Consider the following 13,415-nt stretch of genomic DNA (forward strand, 5'->3'; position numbering starts at 1 on the left):
GGATCCGAATTGAGGAAAGCCTTACCGAATGCCGGAGTATTAAGCTCCGCCTAACTTCGGAACACCTAACCTAAACCGCCTTGAGCAAGGTTTTCCTAAGTGTCCTGCACAACGTCCATATAAATCGACAAGCGAATTTCGGCGCGCTATCGTTAAAGCATGAACGCGATGACACGGACGCCCGAGCACGGCCTTTCAAAGTTCCACCGCCTCCTCCTCGACCAGGTAGGACACGAATTCACCGCATCGCACCAGTACTTCGCGCTGGCGGCCTGGTTCGACGACCGCGACCTTCCGGGCCTCGCCCGGGTCTTCTACCGGCAATCGCTGGAGGAGCGCGACCACGCCACCATGATGGTGCGGTATCTGATCGACAACGGCGTCTCCCCCGACATTCCCGGTGTCGGCGGAATCGAGACCGACTTCACGGGGCCGCGCGAACTCGTCGCTCTGGCGCTGCGCCAGGAGCAGCAGGTGACCGAGCAGATCAAGCAGCTCGCCAAGGCCGCCCGCGACGAGCACGACTACACCGGCGAGCAGTTCCTCAACTGGTTCCTGCAGGAGCAGGTCGAGGAGGTCTCGACCATGTCGACCCTGCTGAACGTCGTCGACCGCGGCAACGGCAACATGTTCGACGTCGAGACCTGGGTCAACCGCGAGCTGTCGTCGACCGGCGACGCCGCCGGCGCACCCGGCACCGCGGGCCCCTCGGTCAGCTGAGGCCGGCCGCCTCGACCGCGTCCCGGCCCTGCTGTGCGGCGCTCGACCCTCGGCGGGTGGGCGTTGCACAGTCGGGCATACTTGTGCAATGCCACACCGGTTGCCGCTCTTTCCGCTGAACAGCGTGCTGTTCCCGGGCGCGCCCCTGCCGCTGCGGGTGTTCGAGGAGCGCTACCGCCGCCTCATGGGCGACGTGCTCGACGATCCCGGCGACGCCGTATCGGGCACCTTCGGCGTCGTGGGGATCGAACTGGGCCAGGAGGTGGGCGAGACCTCGGCCCACCAGCTCGCCCACGTGGGCTGCACCGCCGAGGTCCGCACGGCCCGCCGGCACGCCGACGGCACGTTCGACGTGGTGGTCGAGGGCGGATCGCGCTTCCGCGTCGACTCCGTCGAGGACCCCGGCCCCAAGGGGTATCTGCGCGCCGAGACCACCTTCCTGCCCGACGAGGTCGGAGAGGGCGCCGAGGACTACGCCGAGCGGGTCGGGCACCTGTTCAGCGTCTACTGCCGGCGCCTGCGCGGCCTCGGCGTCGGCGCCGAACCGCCCCGGGACCTCCCTTCGGCCCCTCTGCCGCTGTCCTATGCGGTCGCCGCGGCCATGGTGGTGGACCAGGGCGACAAGCAGCGGCTGCTGGAGGCCGACCACGCGGCCCAGCGCCTGCAGTTGGCCGCCGACCTGCTGCGCCGGGAGAACCGCGTGCTGACCTCCCTACCCGTCCTGCCTGCGGAGCACCTCCCCCAACCCGAGGTCGGCCTGAACTGAGACCGGAACGGGTGTGCCGGGCCGGTCGGCACGCACCGGAGGCAGCACCCACCCGGGCGGCGGCCGGCACCGCCGCCCACGACAGAGCGGAGGCCGCCGTGGGCGCCAAGCAGACTCCGGCGACGGCCGCGGCGCGCCGCGCCGGCATCGACTACCGGCTGCACCCCTATGTCGCCGCCGGCGGCGACGGTCCGGGGTCCGCCTACGGCCAGGATGCGGCCCGCGCCCTCGGCGTCAGTCCCGACCGCGTGTTCAAGACGCTGGTGGCCGAGGTCGACGGGCGCCTGACGGTGGGAGTGGTGCCGGTCTCGGGCGGTCTGGACCTCAAGGCGCTGGCGGCCGCAGCGGGCGGCAAGCGCGCGACCATGGCCCAGGCGGCCGACGCCGAGCGCGCCACCGGCTACGTGGTCGGCGGGATCAGCCCTCTGGGCCAGCGCAGGCGGCTGCGCACCGTCGTCGACTCCTCGGCCGCCGACCACGGCACCGTGTTCGTCTCGGCGGGCCGCCGCGGCCTGCAGATGGAGCTGGCCCCCGCCGACCTGGTGCGCACCGCCGAAGCGACGTCCGCCCCCATAGCGGCGCACTGACCCCCGGAGCCCGCCCCGTTCGGCACCGCACCCCGTCCCCGTGAGCGCGCCCCGCTGAGCGTGCTGCGCTCCGCCGCACCGAACCCGCGCCGCACGGGCCGGGGGAAGTGGCGCGGTTCCACCCCGGGCGCCGCCCCCCGGGCACCGGCCCGCTGCGCTGGCCCTTCGCGCGCCATCGGCCCCGTGCGGGAGCGGATCCGCGTGCGAGCGGGGCCATGCGGCCTCTTTCCTCGGTGCCCCTTCCGACTTACGGTTGTCTCACCGAGGTGAATACAGCGGGGCGCGTGAAGGAGGCGCGATGGTCGCCGGGATCGTGTGGACCACGACGCTGGGCTACCTGGCAGTCGCCGCCTGCTACATCGTCACCAGGCTGGCGTACGCGCGCATCCGCCGCCGCGGGCCGCAGCGCCCGCCCGTGGGCACCGAGGACCTCGACTGCTTCGAACTGGCCATGCTCGCCGGCGGCCGCCAGCGTATGGGCGAGGTCGCGCTGGCCGAGCTGTATTTGAGCGGCCGAGCGGTCGCCCGCGGCCACGGGCTGGTCGCCCGGCCCCAGCATGCCGAGCAGCGGCCCGAGGGGCTCTCCTCGGCCCCCTTCACGCGCCTGCTCGACGCGCGGCTGGAGTCCTCCCGCTCCCTGGCGGCCGACCAGCTGGTGCGGCTGGCGGCCCGGGCCGACCCGGCCACGGCCGTGCTGTGGCGGCTGCGCCGGCTGGGCCTGTTCCTCTCGCCCGACCGGCTGGCGCGGGTCGCACTGCTGCGCACCGCCGCCTGGGGACTGCACATGCTCGTCGGCGCCCTGGGCGTGTTCGCCGGCGGCGGCGCGGTGCTGTGGGCCATGATCCCCGAGGGCGAGCGGATCGACGCGGTCCCGCTGGTGTTCGCCGGGGTGCTGATCACCTACCCGTCGCTGGTCTACGTCAGCGGGCGGCTCCTGGGCGGGATGCCGGGCGCCGTCGCCGTGTCGGCCGCGGTCGCCGCCGCCTCGATCCCCGTCGTGCCCGAACCGCGCGGTCCGGCGGCCCTGCTGGCGCTGCTGGCGGGCTGGTTGCTGCTGCACTTCCTCTACCGGCTTACCGGCAACAAGCTGGGCCCGCGCACCGCCGCCGGAGACGCCCTGCTGGCCGAGGCCCACGCACTGCCCGAAGGGGACGACTCCACCCAGGCGGCGCTGCGGTCCACCGCCCTCCTCGGGTTCCGCGCGCTGCGGCGCGGACGGCGCGCACGCCTGCGCGACGGCCCGACGCCGGAGTGCGCGGAGTTCGCGGCGGTGTGCTCGTTCGCGTCGGCGTGCGGCAGCGGGGTGGGCCGCCCCAACCACGGGCTCGGCGGCAACTTCGGCGGTGACGGCGGCCCCGGCGACTGGGGCGGCGAGGGCGCCGCTCCCCCGGCGGCCAGGCGCCGCACAGGACGCGGACCGGAGGCGGCCGCGTAGGCGAGCGAGTCCGAAGTCCGCTCAGGTCGCGGACATGGCGAAGGGGTGCCGCAGAGTCTTGATGGAACGAGACCCGGACACCCTTCCGACCGCACTCCGCGTCTTGCTGCTCAACCACGTCGTGCCCGACCGCGGGATCGGCACCCCGCCCCGCCTCTCCGGCCCGACCTGCTGTGCCCGGCCATCGCCCGGGCCCTGCTCGGCTACGGCTCCGCCCCGCTGCCCTGCGCCGCCTCGCGCGGGACCGTCGAACGCTCCGAGCCGGCCGGGCAGGCGGGATACGGCTTCTGCCGGGTCCCGACTACCCGGTCACGGTCGGCGACGGTCCTCGGGCCGGGCGGCGCGCCGGGACGGGAAGGCGCGCCGGCGGTGATCAGTCGCCGTGGACGACGATGACGATCTTTCCTCGCGTGCGTCCGCGCTGGGAGAGCGCGTGCGCCTCTCCGATCCGGTCGAGGGCGAAGACGCGCTCGATGCGCGGTGCGTAGCGGCCTCTCCGGCCCAGCTCCGCCGCTTCGGTCAACAGCGCAGGGTCGTTCTCCGCGTCGACGATGTGCGCTCCCAGCCGCGCCGCGTTGGCGTGGTCGGCGATCGTCGACACGCGCGAGGCGTCGCCGACGATCGCGACGAGGTCGGGCAGGGACCCGGAGGCGGCGGTGTCGAGCGCGACGTCGACACCGCCGGGAGCGAGGGCGGCCACGCGCCCGGCGAGCCCGGCGCCATAGGTGGTGGGGAGCGCGCCGAGCGAGGCGAGGAACGCGTGGTTGCGCTCGCTGGCCGTCCCGATGACGGTGGCGCCGTGGGCGAGTGCGAACTCGACGGCCGCGCTGCCCACGCCTCCCGCGGCGCCCTCGATGAGCAGGGTGCGCCCTTGCAGCGGGCCGAGCGCCTTCAGCCCGCCCATCGCCGTCACTGCCGCCAAGCCGGCGCCGGCGGACTGCTCGTCGCTCCACGTGCCGGGTGCGGGGGCCCATGCCGAGAGCACGGCGAACTCCGCGGTCGCGCCGGTGACACCGCCCAGGCCGAAGACGCGGTCGCCGATCTCCACCCCCTGCACCCCGTCACCGATCTCGTCGACGACGCCGGCGGCGTCACGGCCGGGGATCGCAGGCAGGTCCAGGGGCAGCCAGTCGCGCGCGGCACCGGTCCGCAGCTTCCAGTCGACGGGGTTGACGCCGGCGGCCGCGACACGGATGCGGATTTCGCCGGGGCCGGGGTGCGGTTGCGGTACCTGCTCGACCACGAGGGTCTCCACACCGCCGTACTCGTGGAAGCGAACTGCACGCATGACGTCTCCTTTGCGGAGTGCTGGGAATGCCCGGCGATCGCCGGCGTCGGCCACGCTAGGACCTGCCATGGGCGTCAGGGGCAAATCCGGTCCGCGGCCCGCACACAGCAGGCCGGTCCTGGGCGTGGGCGCCGCCGCGGACACGGGGTGAGCGCCGGTGCGGGGCGGGCCCGGCGGCGCGCCGCCGCGGCCGCCGGAGCGTCCGCGCTTCGGCGCCGCGCGGTCCGCTCAGCCGGACCCGCGCGCCTGGTCGCCGCCCTCGGGCGCGGCGTGCCGCGAGTGCACCGCCGCGGGCGGATCCGCCGCGGACGCGTCCGCACCGTCCTCGGCGAGGTGGCGCTGCGCGGGAAGGTCGCCGCGCCACAGGCTCACCGCGTCGAAGAGCGCGTACTGCAGCACCGCCACGAACGGCCAGGCCATCAGGGCGCTGAGCGCGTCCAGCCGCAGCCCGGAGCGGATCACGGCGCCCGGGCTCGCGGACTCCACCGCCCGCTGGAACTCCGCGGCGTCGATGAGGGTGCCCGTCTGCCACGCGGCGAGGGACCCCAGCAGGGATCCGGCCGCCATGCCCAGCAGGCAGGCCAGGCGCAGGTCGGTCGCGTCGCGCACCGCCAGCCGGTACTGGAGGATGTAGACGGCGTAGCCGCACACCAGTCCGGCCCCCATCATGATGAGCGCGAAGTAGCCGTCGACGGCGAAGGCGGTCTCGGAGAGGGGAAAGGGCAGGATTCCGCCGTCGCGCCCGACGGTGACCCGCGGACGCGGGGCCAGCAGCCACCACAGCAGGCCCAGCGGCAGCCCCAGCACGGCCGTACAGCCCAGGACGGTACCGCCCACGGTGAGTCTCCGGCGGGTCATCGGCCGCCGCACCCCCTTGTCCGGTCGGGTCTCTTGCCTACTTTCCGGTCTCCGCGGTGGGAAAACCGGTCGTGCCGGGTCCGGTGGGGAGCGACAATGGCCCTCATGCCACCGACCGCTGATGCCCCAGAACCCCCGTCGACGGCCGAAGCCGCCCGAATTCCCCCGCCGCCCGTACCCAGGACGGACGCGCCGACATCGGCGGACGAGCGCACCATGCTCACGGCCTGGCTGGACTGGCACCGCTCAACCGTATGGGAGAAATGTGCGGGTCTGCGCCAGGACCTCGCGGCGGCCTCCCCGCTGCCGACCTCTCCGCTGATGTCGGTGGGCGGCGTCGTCGCGCACCTGTGCTGGGTGGAGTACGCCTGGTTCGAGATGTGCCTGACGGGCCGCACCGACCGTGGGCCCTATACCGCCGAGGGCCCCGGCGGGGAGTGGCGGCGGGGCGCCGAGCGGCCGCCGGCCGAGCTGCTGGCGGCCTACGCCGACCAGTGCGAGCGCTCCCGCGGCATCGCCGAAGCGCTGGAGATGGACGACTCGGGGCGCGCGTCCGACGGACGCACGGTGACGCTGCGCTGGGTGCTGGTGCACATGATCGAGGAGACCGCACGCCACAACGGCCATCTGGACGTCCTGCGCGAACTGGCCGACGGCACCACCGGGGAGTGACAGTGGACGGGCGCTCGTGACCTCAGAGGAGCGTGGTCCACAAGCCCCGCCACAGTCGTGTCCGCCCGGCGGGCGCGTGCCGCCGGAACCGGCGACAGCACGGCGGGCGGTACCCGTCACGACCGATCACCACGCCGCCGTGGTCGACCACCCCGGCCCTGACCCGGCCGATGCGGCCCCCGGCGGGCCGCGACCGGTCCCCGTCCGGCCGCCCCGGGCACTCACGCGCGGCTGCGGGCGCGGGTCCGCGCTCTGTTTCACGCGCGGCGCGGACCCGCACCCGGCCGGGACGGCGCCCCCGCAGCCGTCCCGCATGGCGGGGGGCCCGTCGGCGCGGGGCGAGCGCCGCCGGGAGAGCCGCCCCACCCGTACATGGTCGACGGGTCGCTGTCCTGCGCGGCGCCCGGGCACCACCCACCCCCACCGCGTTCCCGCCGGTCGGCAGGGGAGACGCGTTGACTCCTTCCCCGGCCGAGCGGCACCGGTCCCCGTCCCAGCGCCCCGCGCCGGAACAACGGCGCTTCGCGCCGGGGAGCGCGGGGCGAACCCGAGCGCGCCGCCCGCCACGGACGGACCCGTCGGTCAGCCCTACTCCCTGGGGCCGGGGCCGTCCCGGTACGGCTCCTCGCCGTCGGGGCCGCCGTCGTCCTCGGACGCGTCCCCGCCGGAGCCGTCGTCCTCGGCGAGGATGCGGTAGAGGCCCCGCTTGGTCTCCGACAGCAGCCGCTTGGCGCGCTCGGCCTGGCCGTCGGTCCCGGCCTGGGCGACCTGGGCGGCCGCGGCCGCCAACTGGTAGGCCAGCGAGCTGATCTCGGCGTACCGCGCCATGGCGTCCTCGTGCTCCTCCGAGACGGCCTCCCAGGGCGGGGTGAGGTCGGCGGCGTCGCGCTCGACGTACGCGCGTCCCTCGTCGGTCAGCTCGAACGGGCGGCGCCGGCCGTGGGCGTCCTCGGCGGGGCGCACCAGCCCCTCGTCCTCCAGCTGCTGCAGCATCGGATAGACCGATCCCGAGCTCGGACGCCAGACGTTGCCGCTGCGCTCGCGGCCCTCGCGGATGATTTCGTAGCCGCTGCGCGGCTCCTCCGCCAGCAGCAGCAGGATCCCGGTACGGACGTCGCCGCGGCGGGCCCGCGGACCCCCGCGCCGCCGGCGCCCTCCCCCGCCGCCGAAAGGCCCGCCACCGGGCCCGGGCGGGAACGGACCGCCGCCCCACATCGGCCCGGGAGGCCCGGGAGGCCCGGGCGGAACGGGCGGCACCGGGCCGCCCGGCCAGCCGCGGCGCGGGCCCTGCGCCCACGCCGCCATCCTGCGCAGCGACCGGACGTTCCCGTGGTGGAAGCCGCGCGGACCGCACCAGTCGTCGGCCCGGCGCGCTCCCGCCCCGTCGTCGCGGTCGTCGGCGCTTTCGTCGCCGGGCCGGTAGGCCTCGCGCCCGGGCATCCCGGCGCGCTGTCCCCACGACCACGGCATCGACATCGCAGTCATCGTGCTACCCCCGTAGCTGTCGATACTCCTGAAACGTGTCTCGATAGATTACGCCCTATCGAGATACGTTTACGATATATCTATAACTCGGCTCCGTCAACGGTGTGTTCCGCACTCCCCCCGGCGCTCCGCGGAAGAGCCGCGGAACTGTTCATCCGGTGATCCACGCGGTGACGCCCGGCGGTGGCACGGTGGGATACCTCCGGGCACTCGGTGCTCGGCGCCTACCGCACGCACCGGATCGGAAAGGATTCCCCCCATGCCCCGCACCCGTCCCACCCTGCTCGCGCTCTCGGCTGCGCTGGCCTGCACGCTGGCCGCCGCCCCCGCCGCCCAGGCCGACCGCGGCGGCGGGCACGGCGACCCCGGCAGCGGCGGCCGCGGCGGCGGCACCGTGCGCTTCGCGACGTTCAACGCCTCGCTGAACAGGGCCGAACAGGGCGGTCTGGTCGAGGACCTGTCGAAGCCCGGCGACAAGCAGGCGCAGGCCGCCGCCGAGGTCGTCCAGCGCACCCGCCCCGACGTGCTGCTGGTCAACGAGTTCGACTACGACGAGCACGGCCGCGCCGCCGAGCTCTTCCAGCGCAACTACCTCGCGCGCCCCCAGAACGGCGCCGCGCCCATCCGCTACCGGTACCGCTACACCGCACCCGTCAACACCGGCGTGGCCTCCGGGTTCGACCTGAACAACGACGGTCGCACGGTGACCGAGCCGGGCGCGCCCGGATACGGCGACGACGCCTACGGCTTCGGCGCGTTCCCCGGCCAGTACGGAATGGTGGTCTACTCGCGCTACCCGATCGACCGCGGCGCCGTCCGCACGTTCCGGACCTTCCGCTGGGCCGACATGCCCGGCGCGCTGCTGCCCACCGACCCCGAGACGGGCGAAGACTACTACTCCGAGCAGGAGCGCGAGAAGCTGCGGCTGTCCTCCAAGAGCCACTGGGACGTGCCCGTGCGCCCGGGCCGCGGCCGGCCCGTGCACCTGCTCGCCTCCCACCCCACGCCGCCGAGCTTCGACGGCCCGGAGAAGCGCAACGTCGCCCGCAACCACGACGAGAACCGGTTCTTCGCCGACTACGTCGCGCCGAGCCGCAGCGGCTACATCTACGACGACGAGGGGCGGCGCGGCGGCCTGCACCCCGGTGCGCGGTTCGTAATCGCCGGCGACCTCAACGCCGACCCCGAGGACGGCGACGGCCACCCCCGCGCCACCCTCCAGCTGCTGGAGTCGTCCCGCGTCGACGGCCGCGTGCGGCCCACCAGCGAGGGCGCGCCGCAGGCCGCCGAGGAGCAGGGCGGCGCCAACGCCCAGCACACCGGCGACCCCGCCCTGGACACCGCCGACTTCGGCGAGCCGCAGCCGGGCAACCTGCGCGTGGACTACGTGCTGCCCTCCCGCGGGCTGCCGGTGGTCGACACCCGCGTGTTCTGGCCCGCCGCGGGCCGGCCCGGAGCCGAGGCCGCAGCGAAGGCCTCCGACCACCACCTGGTCTGGCTCGACGTCCGCCACCGCTGAGTACCGGCCGCCGGGCGGAGCGAGCCTCCCGCCCGGCGGCCGCGCCCGGAAGGACCCCCGCCGCGTGTAACGGTGCCCGGGGCGGGTAGCCGCGCCGGCGAAGGCGCGCGGCTACCGCCGTCGGGGGTGAGGCATGGACCGGCCCGCGAAGTCCGGGGAGAGGCAGGGCGCCGGGACGGGCTCGCAGCAGGGTCCGGCGCTGTCGGAGTACCGGCGCCGGCGCGACTTCGCCCGCACCGCCGAACCCGAGGGCGACGGCTCGGGCCGGCGGGACGGCGAAGGCCCGCTGTTCGTGATCCAGCGCCACGTCGCCCGGCGCGAGCACTACGACCTGCGCCTGGAGGTCGACGGCGTACTCAAGTCCTGGGCCGTGCCCAAGGGCCCCTCGACCGACCCGCGCGACAAGCGCCTGGCCGTGCCCACCGAGGACCACCCGCTCGACTACGCCGAGTTCGAGGGCTCCATCCCCGCCGGAGACTACGGCGGCGGCACCGTGATCGTGTGGGACACCGGCATCTACGCCAACACCACCGCCAAGAAGGGGGAGCCGATGAGCATGGCCGAGGGTCTGGAGCACGGGCACGTCTCCTTCGAGCTGCACGGCGAGAAGCTGACCGGCCGCTTCGCGCTCAACCGGTTCCGCTCCGGCGAGGATGAGGCGGAGGCGTGGCTGCTGGTCAAGGAGCGCGACTTTGGTGCGGACGCGCGGCGCGACCCGGTCTCCACCCAGCCGCACTCGGTACGGAGCGGCCGCGTGATCGACGAGGTCGCCGAGGAGGAGGGCCGCACCCTCAAGGGCCGTCCGCGCGACGGCGGGGAGGAGCGGTGAGCACCGCGGCGGTGCGGCCGCGCCCGGGGCGGCACCCGGTCGAGATCGGCAGACCGGACAAGGAGCTGTTCGGCGAAGGCGGTGTCACCAAGCGCGAGCTGGCCGAGCACTACCGCGCCGTCGCGCCGATGATGCTGCCGCATGTGCGCGACCGGCCCCTGGCGCTGCACCGCTTCCCCGACGGGATCTTCGCCGACGGCGGCGCGGGGTTCTTCCAGAAGCAGCTGCCCGCGCACGCCCCCGACTGGATCGGCGGCGTCCAGGTGCACCGCGAGCAGGGCGGCGACATCACCATGGCGGTCTGCGACGACACAGCGTGCCTGCTGTGGCTCGCCGACCAGGCGGTGATCACCCCGCACCCGTGGCTGAGCCGCACCGGAGCGCTGGAGCACCCCGACCGCGTCATCGTCGACCTCGACCCGGCCGGCGACGACTTCGCCCTGGTGCGCGAGGCGGCCGCCGACGTCCGCGCGGGACTGGAGGAGGCCGGGCTCGCCGTGTTCGTGATGACCACGGGCTCGCGCGGGCTGCACGTGGTCGCGCCGCTGCGCCCCGAGCTGCACTTCGACGAGGTGCGCAAGTTCGCCCGCCGCCTGGCCGACGCGGTCGCCGCGCGGCGCCCCGACGCCTACACGACCGAGTTCCGCAAGGACAAGCGCCGCGGCCGGCTGTTCCTGGACGTGCTGCGCAACGCCTACGCCCAGCACGCGGTGGCGCCCTACGCCGTGCGCGCGCTGCCCGAGGCCCCGGTGGCCGTGCCGCTGGAATGGGAGGAACTGGAGGGCATCGCCTCCGCGCGGAACTGGACGGTGCGCACGCTGGGCGAGCGGCTGGAGCGGGCACACGCGGCCGGCGGCGACGCCTGGCACGGGATGGCGCGGCACGCCCGGTCGCCGCGCAAGGCGGTCGAGCGGCTGGCGAAGCTGGAGCGGCGCTCGCGGTGAGCGCCGCCCCCTGCGCGGTTCCCGGTGAAGGCGCGAACGGCGGTCCCCGGCGGCGGCCGCGCCGCCGCCGGGGCGCCTCGGCGCCGGCGGACGATCACACCTCGTCGAGTCCGAACCCGGTGAAGCGGATCAGGTCGGACATGGTGAAGACGCCGTCCTCGCCTCCGCCCAGCGTCGGCCGCCATCCGGGGTCGTTGCTGAGATAGGAGGACGGGTCGGCGGCCAGCAGCCCGAGGAACACCTCGGCGACGATCCGGCCGCCCACCGGGCCCAGGTGCCGCCCGTCGGCCAGCAGTTCGGCCTCGCGCAGGATGTAGTACCACAGCGGCGCCCCGCGCCGGGGCGTGTCCAGCTCGGACTCGGGCAGCGGCCGCACGCCCATCGCGCAGGCCACCGCCTGCCCCGAGGGCAGTCCCAGGCTCACACCGCGCGTGAGGTTGCGCCGGGCCAGCGACGCGACGCCCTCGGCCGCCTCCTCCGGCAGCTCCATCAGCGGAGGCGCGAGGAACGGGTCGATGGCCCGCGACGGCGCGGGCTCGCTGCCGTCCGTGCCCAGCGGGAAGGACCGGCGCCACTCGATCTGCCACTTCGGCGGCAGCGCGCGGAAGCCGCCCAGGTGGGTCAGCGGGTCGCTTTCGGAGACGGGTTCGGCGGTGAAGATGGGCAGGTCCGGCACCGTCGTGTTCAGCTTGTAGCGCGCCCGGACCATCGAGTGCGCGAAGCGGTAGGCCGCGACGGAGAACTCGACGGGCATGAACGGGTTGTTGCGCCACCGGTAGTGGCGCAGGCGGGCACGCTCGACCGCGTGGTGGGGCCCCGACGGCGGCAGGGCCCGGAGCACGTCGGCGAACGTCTCCTCGCCGACGACGCGCCGCAGGAAGTCGTGGATCACCACCCACTGGTAGTGCCAGCGCACGATGCGCTGGGCGGCGGCGAAGGAGCTCTCCTCGGGCGCCCGCCCGTCCTCCCGCAGCTCGGGCAGCCGCTCCACGACCTTGTTGTGGAACAGCTGCATGGTCAGCTGCAGATGGGTGACGAAGAGGTTCTCGTCGTTGCGCGGATCGGGGATGATCGCCGTCTCCTGCGCGTTGCGCTGCAGGTCGAGCAGGCCGTCGCGGCGGGCGACCAGGAAGCGGCCGGCGTTGTCGTCGTCGTAGAGGTAGGGCTGGTCGCCGGGGCCGCGCCCGTAGACCGAGTCCAGGTCGAAGAACGGCGAGCGGAAGTTGGTCAGCGCGTCGGGATCGTTGCGGCGCACCTGCAGCGGTGACGGGTCGTGGGTGATGTCGTGGTCGATGAACTGGCCGAGGAACGTGTAGCCCGAGGGCACGTCCGGGTTGTCCATCCCCGGGTCGCCGGGGCTGCGTTCCACCATGCGCCCGGCCAGCGCCTTGATCTCGTCCTCGGTGAGCCGGAGCGCGGGCAGGCGGCGGAACATCCGCCCGAACCTGCCCTCGAACATCGGCGACTCGGGCACGTGGCCGAGCCCGCGCGGGGCGAGGCCGTGGCCGCTGCGGGCCGACCGGGGCGCGGACCGGCGCGGCTCGGCTCCGGAGTCGGTGTCCGGCTCGGGCTGGGCTGACGTTGCGGCGGTCGACTTCATGACGGCGTCCTCTTCTCCTGGCGCTCGATGATGCGGACTGCTGCGGCGCGAGGACGGGCGGCCGCCGACCGGGCCGGGAGCCGCGGAAACGGCTCCGGCGACGGTGTGCCGAGGGCGTCCGGAGCGTCGGGCGGCCTTCGCGCAGCGTTCTCTCAACCGCACGATCGGTCGCTTGGGACGCTGCGGCAATGCGGGTGGCCGACTACGGACAGTTGGTTCGCGCGGTGGAACCTTCCACCGCTTTCCGAGTCGGTGGCGGGGACTTTCATCGGATGGAATGGAGTATGCAGCGGGAGGCGCGGCCGGATCGCGCGTCGTGCGACGCCGGCGGTGGTGCGCGCCTCGCGGGACGGATGACCGCGCGCCGGTGGCCGACCGTCCGTGCCAGAGCGGGGCAAGACAGCGGCAAACGCAACCGCGCCGGTTAAACGTCGGGTAACCCGAGTAGCACGCACAGGTGCGGGTTACGGTCCATCTGGAATCCACATTTCGGATGCACACATTCACCGCTCTGTGCACACCCTCGGCTCGGCGGCTGAGCATGGGCCGCTACGGGAAGCGGGAGGCGCGGTCGAGGAGGGTGTCGGTCGACCGCCCGATACGGCAGGTCGACCTGCCGAGGATTCGCGATACTGCCGCCACCAGCCCTGTTTTATCGGACATTCGCGACGAAACCACCCACCAGCGGGCGCCGGCGCCATGATCTGGCTCA

General features: G+C 74.3%; 12 protein-coding genes and 1 pseudogene. 9 read left to right on the forward strand and 4 right to left on the reverse strand.

Annotated features, from left to right (window positions below):
- Window positions 1-159: 159 nt before the first annotated feature.
- The 5 genes and pseudogenes from ABD284_RS20245 to ABD284_RS25835 form a co-directional block, all read left to right on the forward strand.
- Window positions 160-720 (forward strand): ferritin, encoded by a 561-nt coding sequence (locus ABD284_RS20245; RefSeq protein WP_344145850.1) that lies wholly within the window; start codon window positions 160-162, stop codon window positions 718-720.
- 88 nt (window positions 721-808) lie between these two features.
- Entirely contained in the window at window positions 809-1,486 is a 678-nt protein-coding gene (locus ABD284_RS20250; protein WP_344145853.1) for an LON peptidase substrate-binding domain-containing protein, read from the forward strand.
- 98 nt (window positions 1,487-1,584) lie between these two features.
- A complete protein-coding gene (ybaK, locus tag ABD284_RS20255) occupies window positions 1,585-2,073 on the forward strand; it encodes a Cys-tRNA(Pro) deacylase (RefSeq protein ID WP_344145856.1) in 489 nt (162 codons plus the stop codon).
- A 298-nt stretch (window positions 2,074-2,371) separates the two neighbouring features.
- Window positions 2,372-3,508, forward strand: coding sequence for a TIGR04222 domain-containing membrane protein (locus ABD284_RS20260; protein WP_344145859.1), 1,137 nt, complete (start codon window positions 2,372-2,374; stop codon window positions 3,506-3,508).
- 61 nt (window positions 3,509-3,569) lie between these two features.
- Window positions 3,570-3,802: pseudogene (locus ABD284_RS25835) on the forward strand (hypothetical protein); the annotation flags it as partial.
- A gap of 79 nt (window positions 3,803-3,881) precedes the next feature.
- Here the strand turns inward: ABD284_RS25835 and ABD284_RS20265 are convergent.
- Both ABD284_RS20265 and ABD284_RS20270 read right to left on the reverse strand, forming a co-directional pair.
- Window positions 3,882-4,796, reverse strand: a complete 915-nt coding sequence (locus ABD284_RS20265) for an NADP-dependent oxidoreductase (protein WP_344145862.1) — start codon at window positions 4,794-4,796, stop codon at window positions 3,882-3,884.
- Window positions 4,797-5,024: 228 nt separating this feature from the next.
- A complete protein-coding gene (locus tag ABD284_RS20270) occupies window positions 5,025-5,654 on the reverse strand; it encodes a hypothetical protein (RefSeq protein WP_344145865.1) in 630 nt (209 codons plus the stop codon).
- Window positions 5,655-5,870: 216 nt separating this feature from the next.
- Between ABD284_RS20270 and ABD284_RS20275 the strand changes: the two genes are divergently transcribed.
- Entirely contained in the window at window positions 5,871-6,326 is a 456-nt protein-coding gene (locus ABD284_RS20275) for a DinB family protein (protein WP_344145868.1), read from the forward strand.
- 588 nt (window positions 6,327-6,914) lie between these two features.
- Here the strand turns inward: ABD284_RS20275 and ABD284_RS20280 are convergent.
- Complete coding sequence (locus ABD284_RS20280; protein WP_344145871.1) at window positions 6,915-7,811, reverse strand: PadR family transcriptional regulator; 897 nt, start codon at window positions 7,809-7,811, stop codon at window positions 6,915-6,917.
- Window positions 7,812-8,070: 259 nt separating this feature from the next.
- On the opposite strand from ABD284_RS20280, the gene ABD284_RS20285 reads away from it, so the two are divergent.
- The 3 genes from ABD284_RS20285 (at window position 8,071) to ligD (ending at window position 11,103) form a co-directional block, all read left to right on the forward strand.
- Window positions 8,071-9,330 (forward strand): endonuclease/exonuclease/phosphatase family protein, encoded by a 1,260-nt coding sequence (locus tag ABD284_RS20285; protein ID WP_344145875.1) that lies wholly within the window; start codon window positions 8,071-8,073, stop codon window positions 9,328-9,330.
- A gap of 133 nt (window positions 9,331-9,463) precedes the next feature.
- Window positions 9,464-10,159, forward strand: a complete 696-nt coding sequence (locus tag ABD284_RS20290) for a DNA polymerase ligase N-terminal domain-containing protein (protein ID WP_344145878.1) — start codon at window positions 9,464-9,466, stop codon at window positions 10,157-10,159.
- Entirely contained in the window at window positions 10,156-11,103 is a 948-nt protein-coding gene (gene ligD, locus ABD284_RS20295; protein WP_344145881.1) for a non-homologous end-joining DNA ligase, read from the forward strand. Before ABD284_RS20290 ends, ligD begins: the two co-directional genes overlap by 4 nt.
- Before the next feature lie 94 nt (window positions 11,104-11,197).
- On the opposite strand, the gene ABD284_RS20300 is transcribed toward ligD, so the two are convergent.
- Window positions 11,198-12,703 (reverse strand): peroxidase family protein, encoded by a 1,506-nt coding sequence (locus ABD284_RS20300; RefSeq protein ID WP_344145884.1) that lies wholly within the window; start codon window positions 12,701-12,703, stop codon window positions 11,198-11,200.
- Window positions 12,704-13,415: the final 712 nt, after the last annotated feature.

The sequence above is a fragment of the Streptomonospora arabica genome (genome assembly GCF_039531585.1).
In the GTDB taxonomy this organism is placed as follows: Bacteria; Actinomycetota; Actinomycetes; order Streptosporangiales; family Streptosporangiaceae; genus Streptomonospora; species Streptomonospora halophila.

Coding starts and splice junctions, on each gene's coding strand:
- ABD284_RS20300 (WP_344145884.1), bottom strand. CDS start 12,703: ATGAAGTCGACCGCCGCAACGTCAGCCCAGCCCGAGCCGGACACCGAC.
- ABD284_RS20260 (WP_344145859.1), top strand. CDS start 2,372: ATGGTCGCCGGGATCGTGTGGACCACGACGCTGGGCTACCTGGCAGTC.
- ABD284_RS20285 (WP_344145875.1), top strand. CDS start 8,071: ATGCCCCGCACCCGTCCCACCCTGCTCGCGCTCTCGGCTGCGCTGGCC.
- ABD284_RS20270 (WP_344145865.1), bottom strand. CDS start 5,654: ATGACCCGCCGGAGACTCACCGTGGGCGGTACCGTCCTGGGCTGTACG.
- ABD284_RS20265 (WP_344145862.1), bottom strand. CDS start 4,796: ATGCGTGCAGTTCGCTTCCACGAGTACGGCGGTGTGGAGACCCTCGTG.
- ABD284_RS20275 (WP_344145868.1), top strand. CDS start 5,871: ATGCTCACGGCCTGGCTGGACTGGCACCGCTCAACCGTATGGGAGAAA.
- ABD284_RS20245 (WP_344145850.1), top strand. CDS start 160: ATGAACGCGATGACACGGACGCCCGAGCACGGCCTTTCAAAGTTCCAC.
- ABD284_RS20290 (WP_344145878.1), top strand. CDS start 9,464: ATGGACCGGCCCGCGAAGTCCGGGGAGAGGCAGGGCGCCGGGACGGGC.
- ABD284_RS20250 (WP_344145853.1), top strand. CDS start 809: ATGCCACACCGGTTGCCGCTCTTTCCGCTGAACAGCGTGCTGTTCCCG.
- ABD284_RS20280 (WP_344145871.1), bottom strand. CDS start 7,811: ATGACTGCGATGTCGATGCCGTGGTCGTGGGGACAGCGCGCCGGGATG.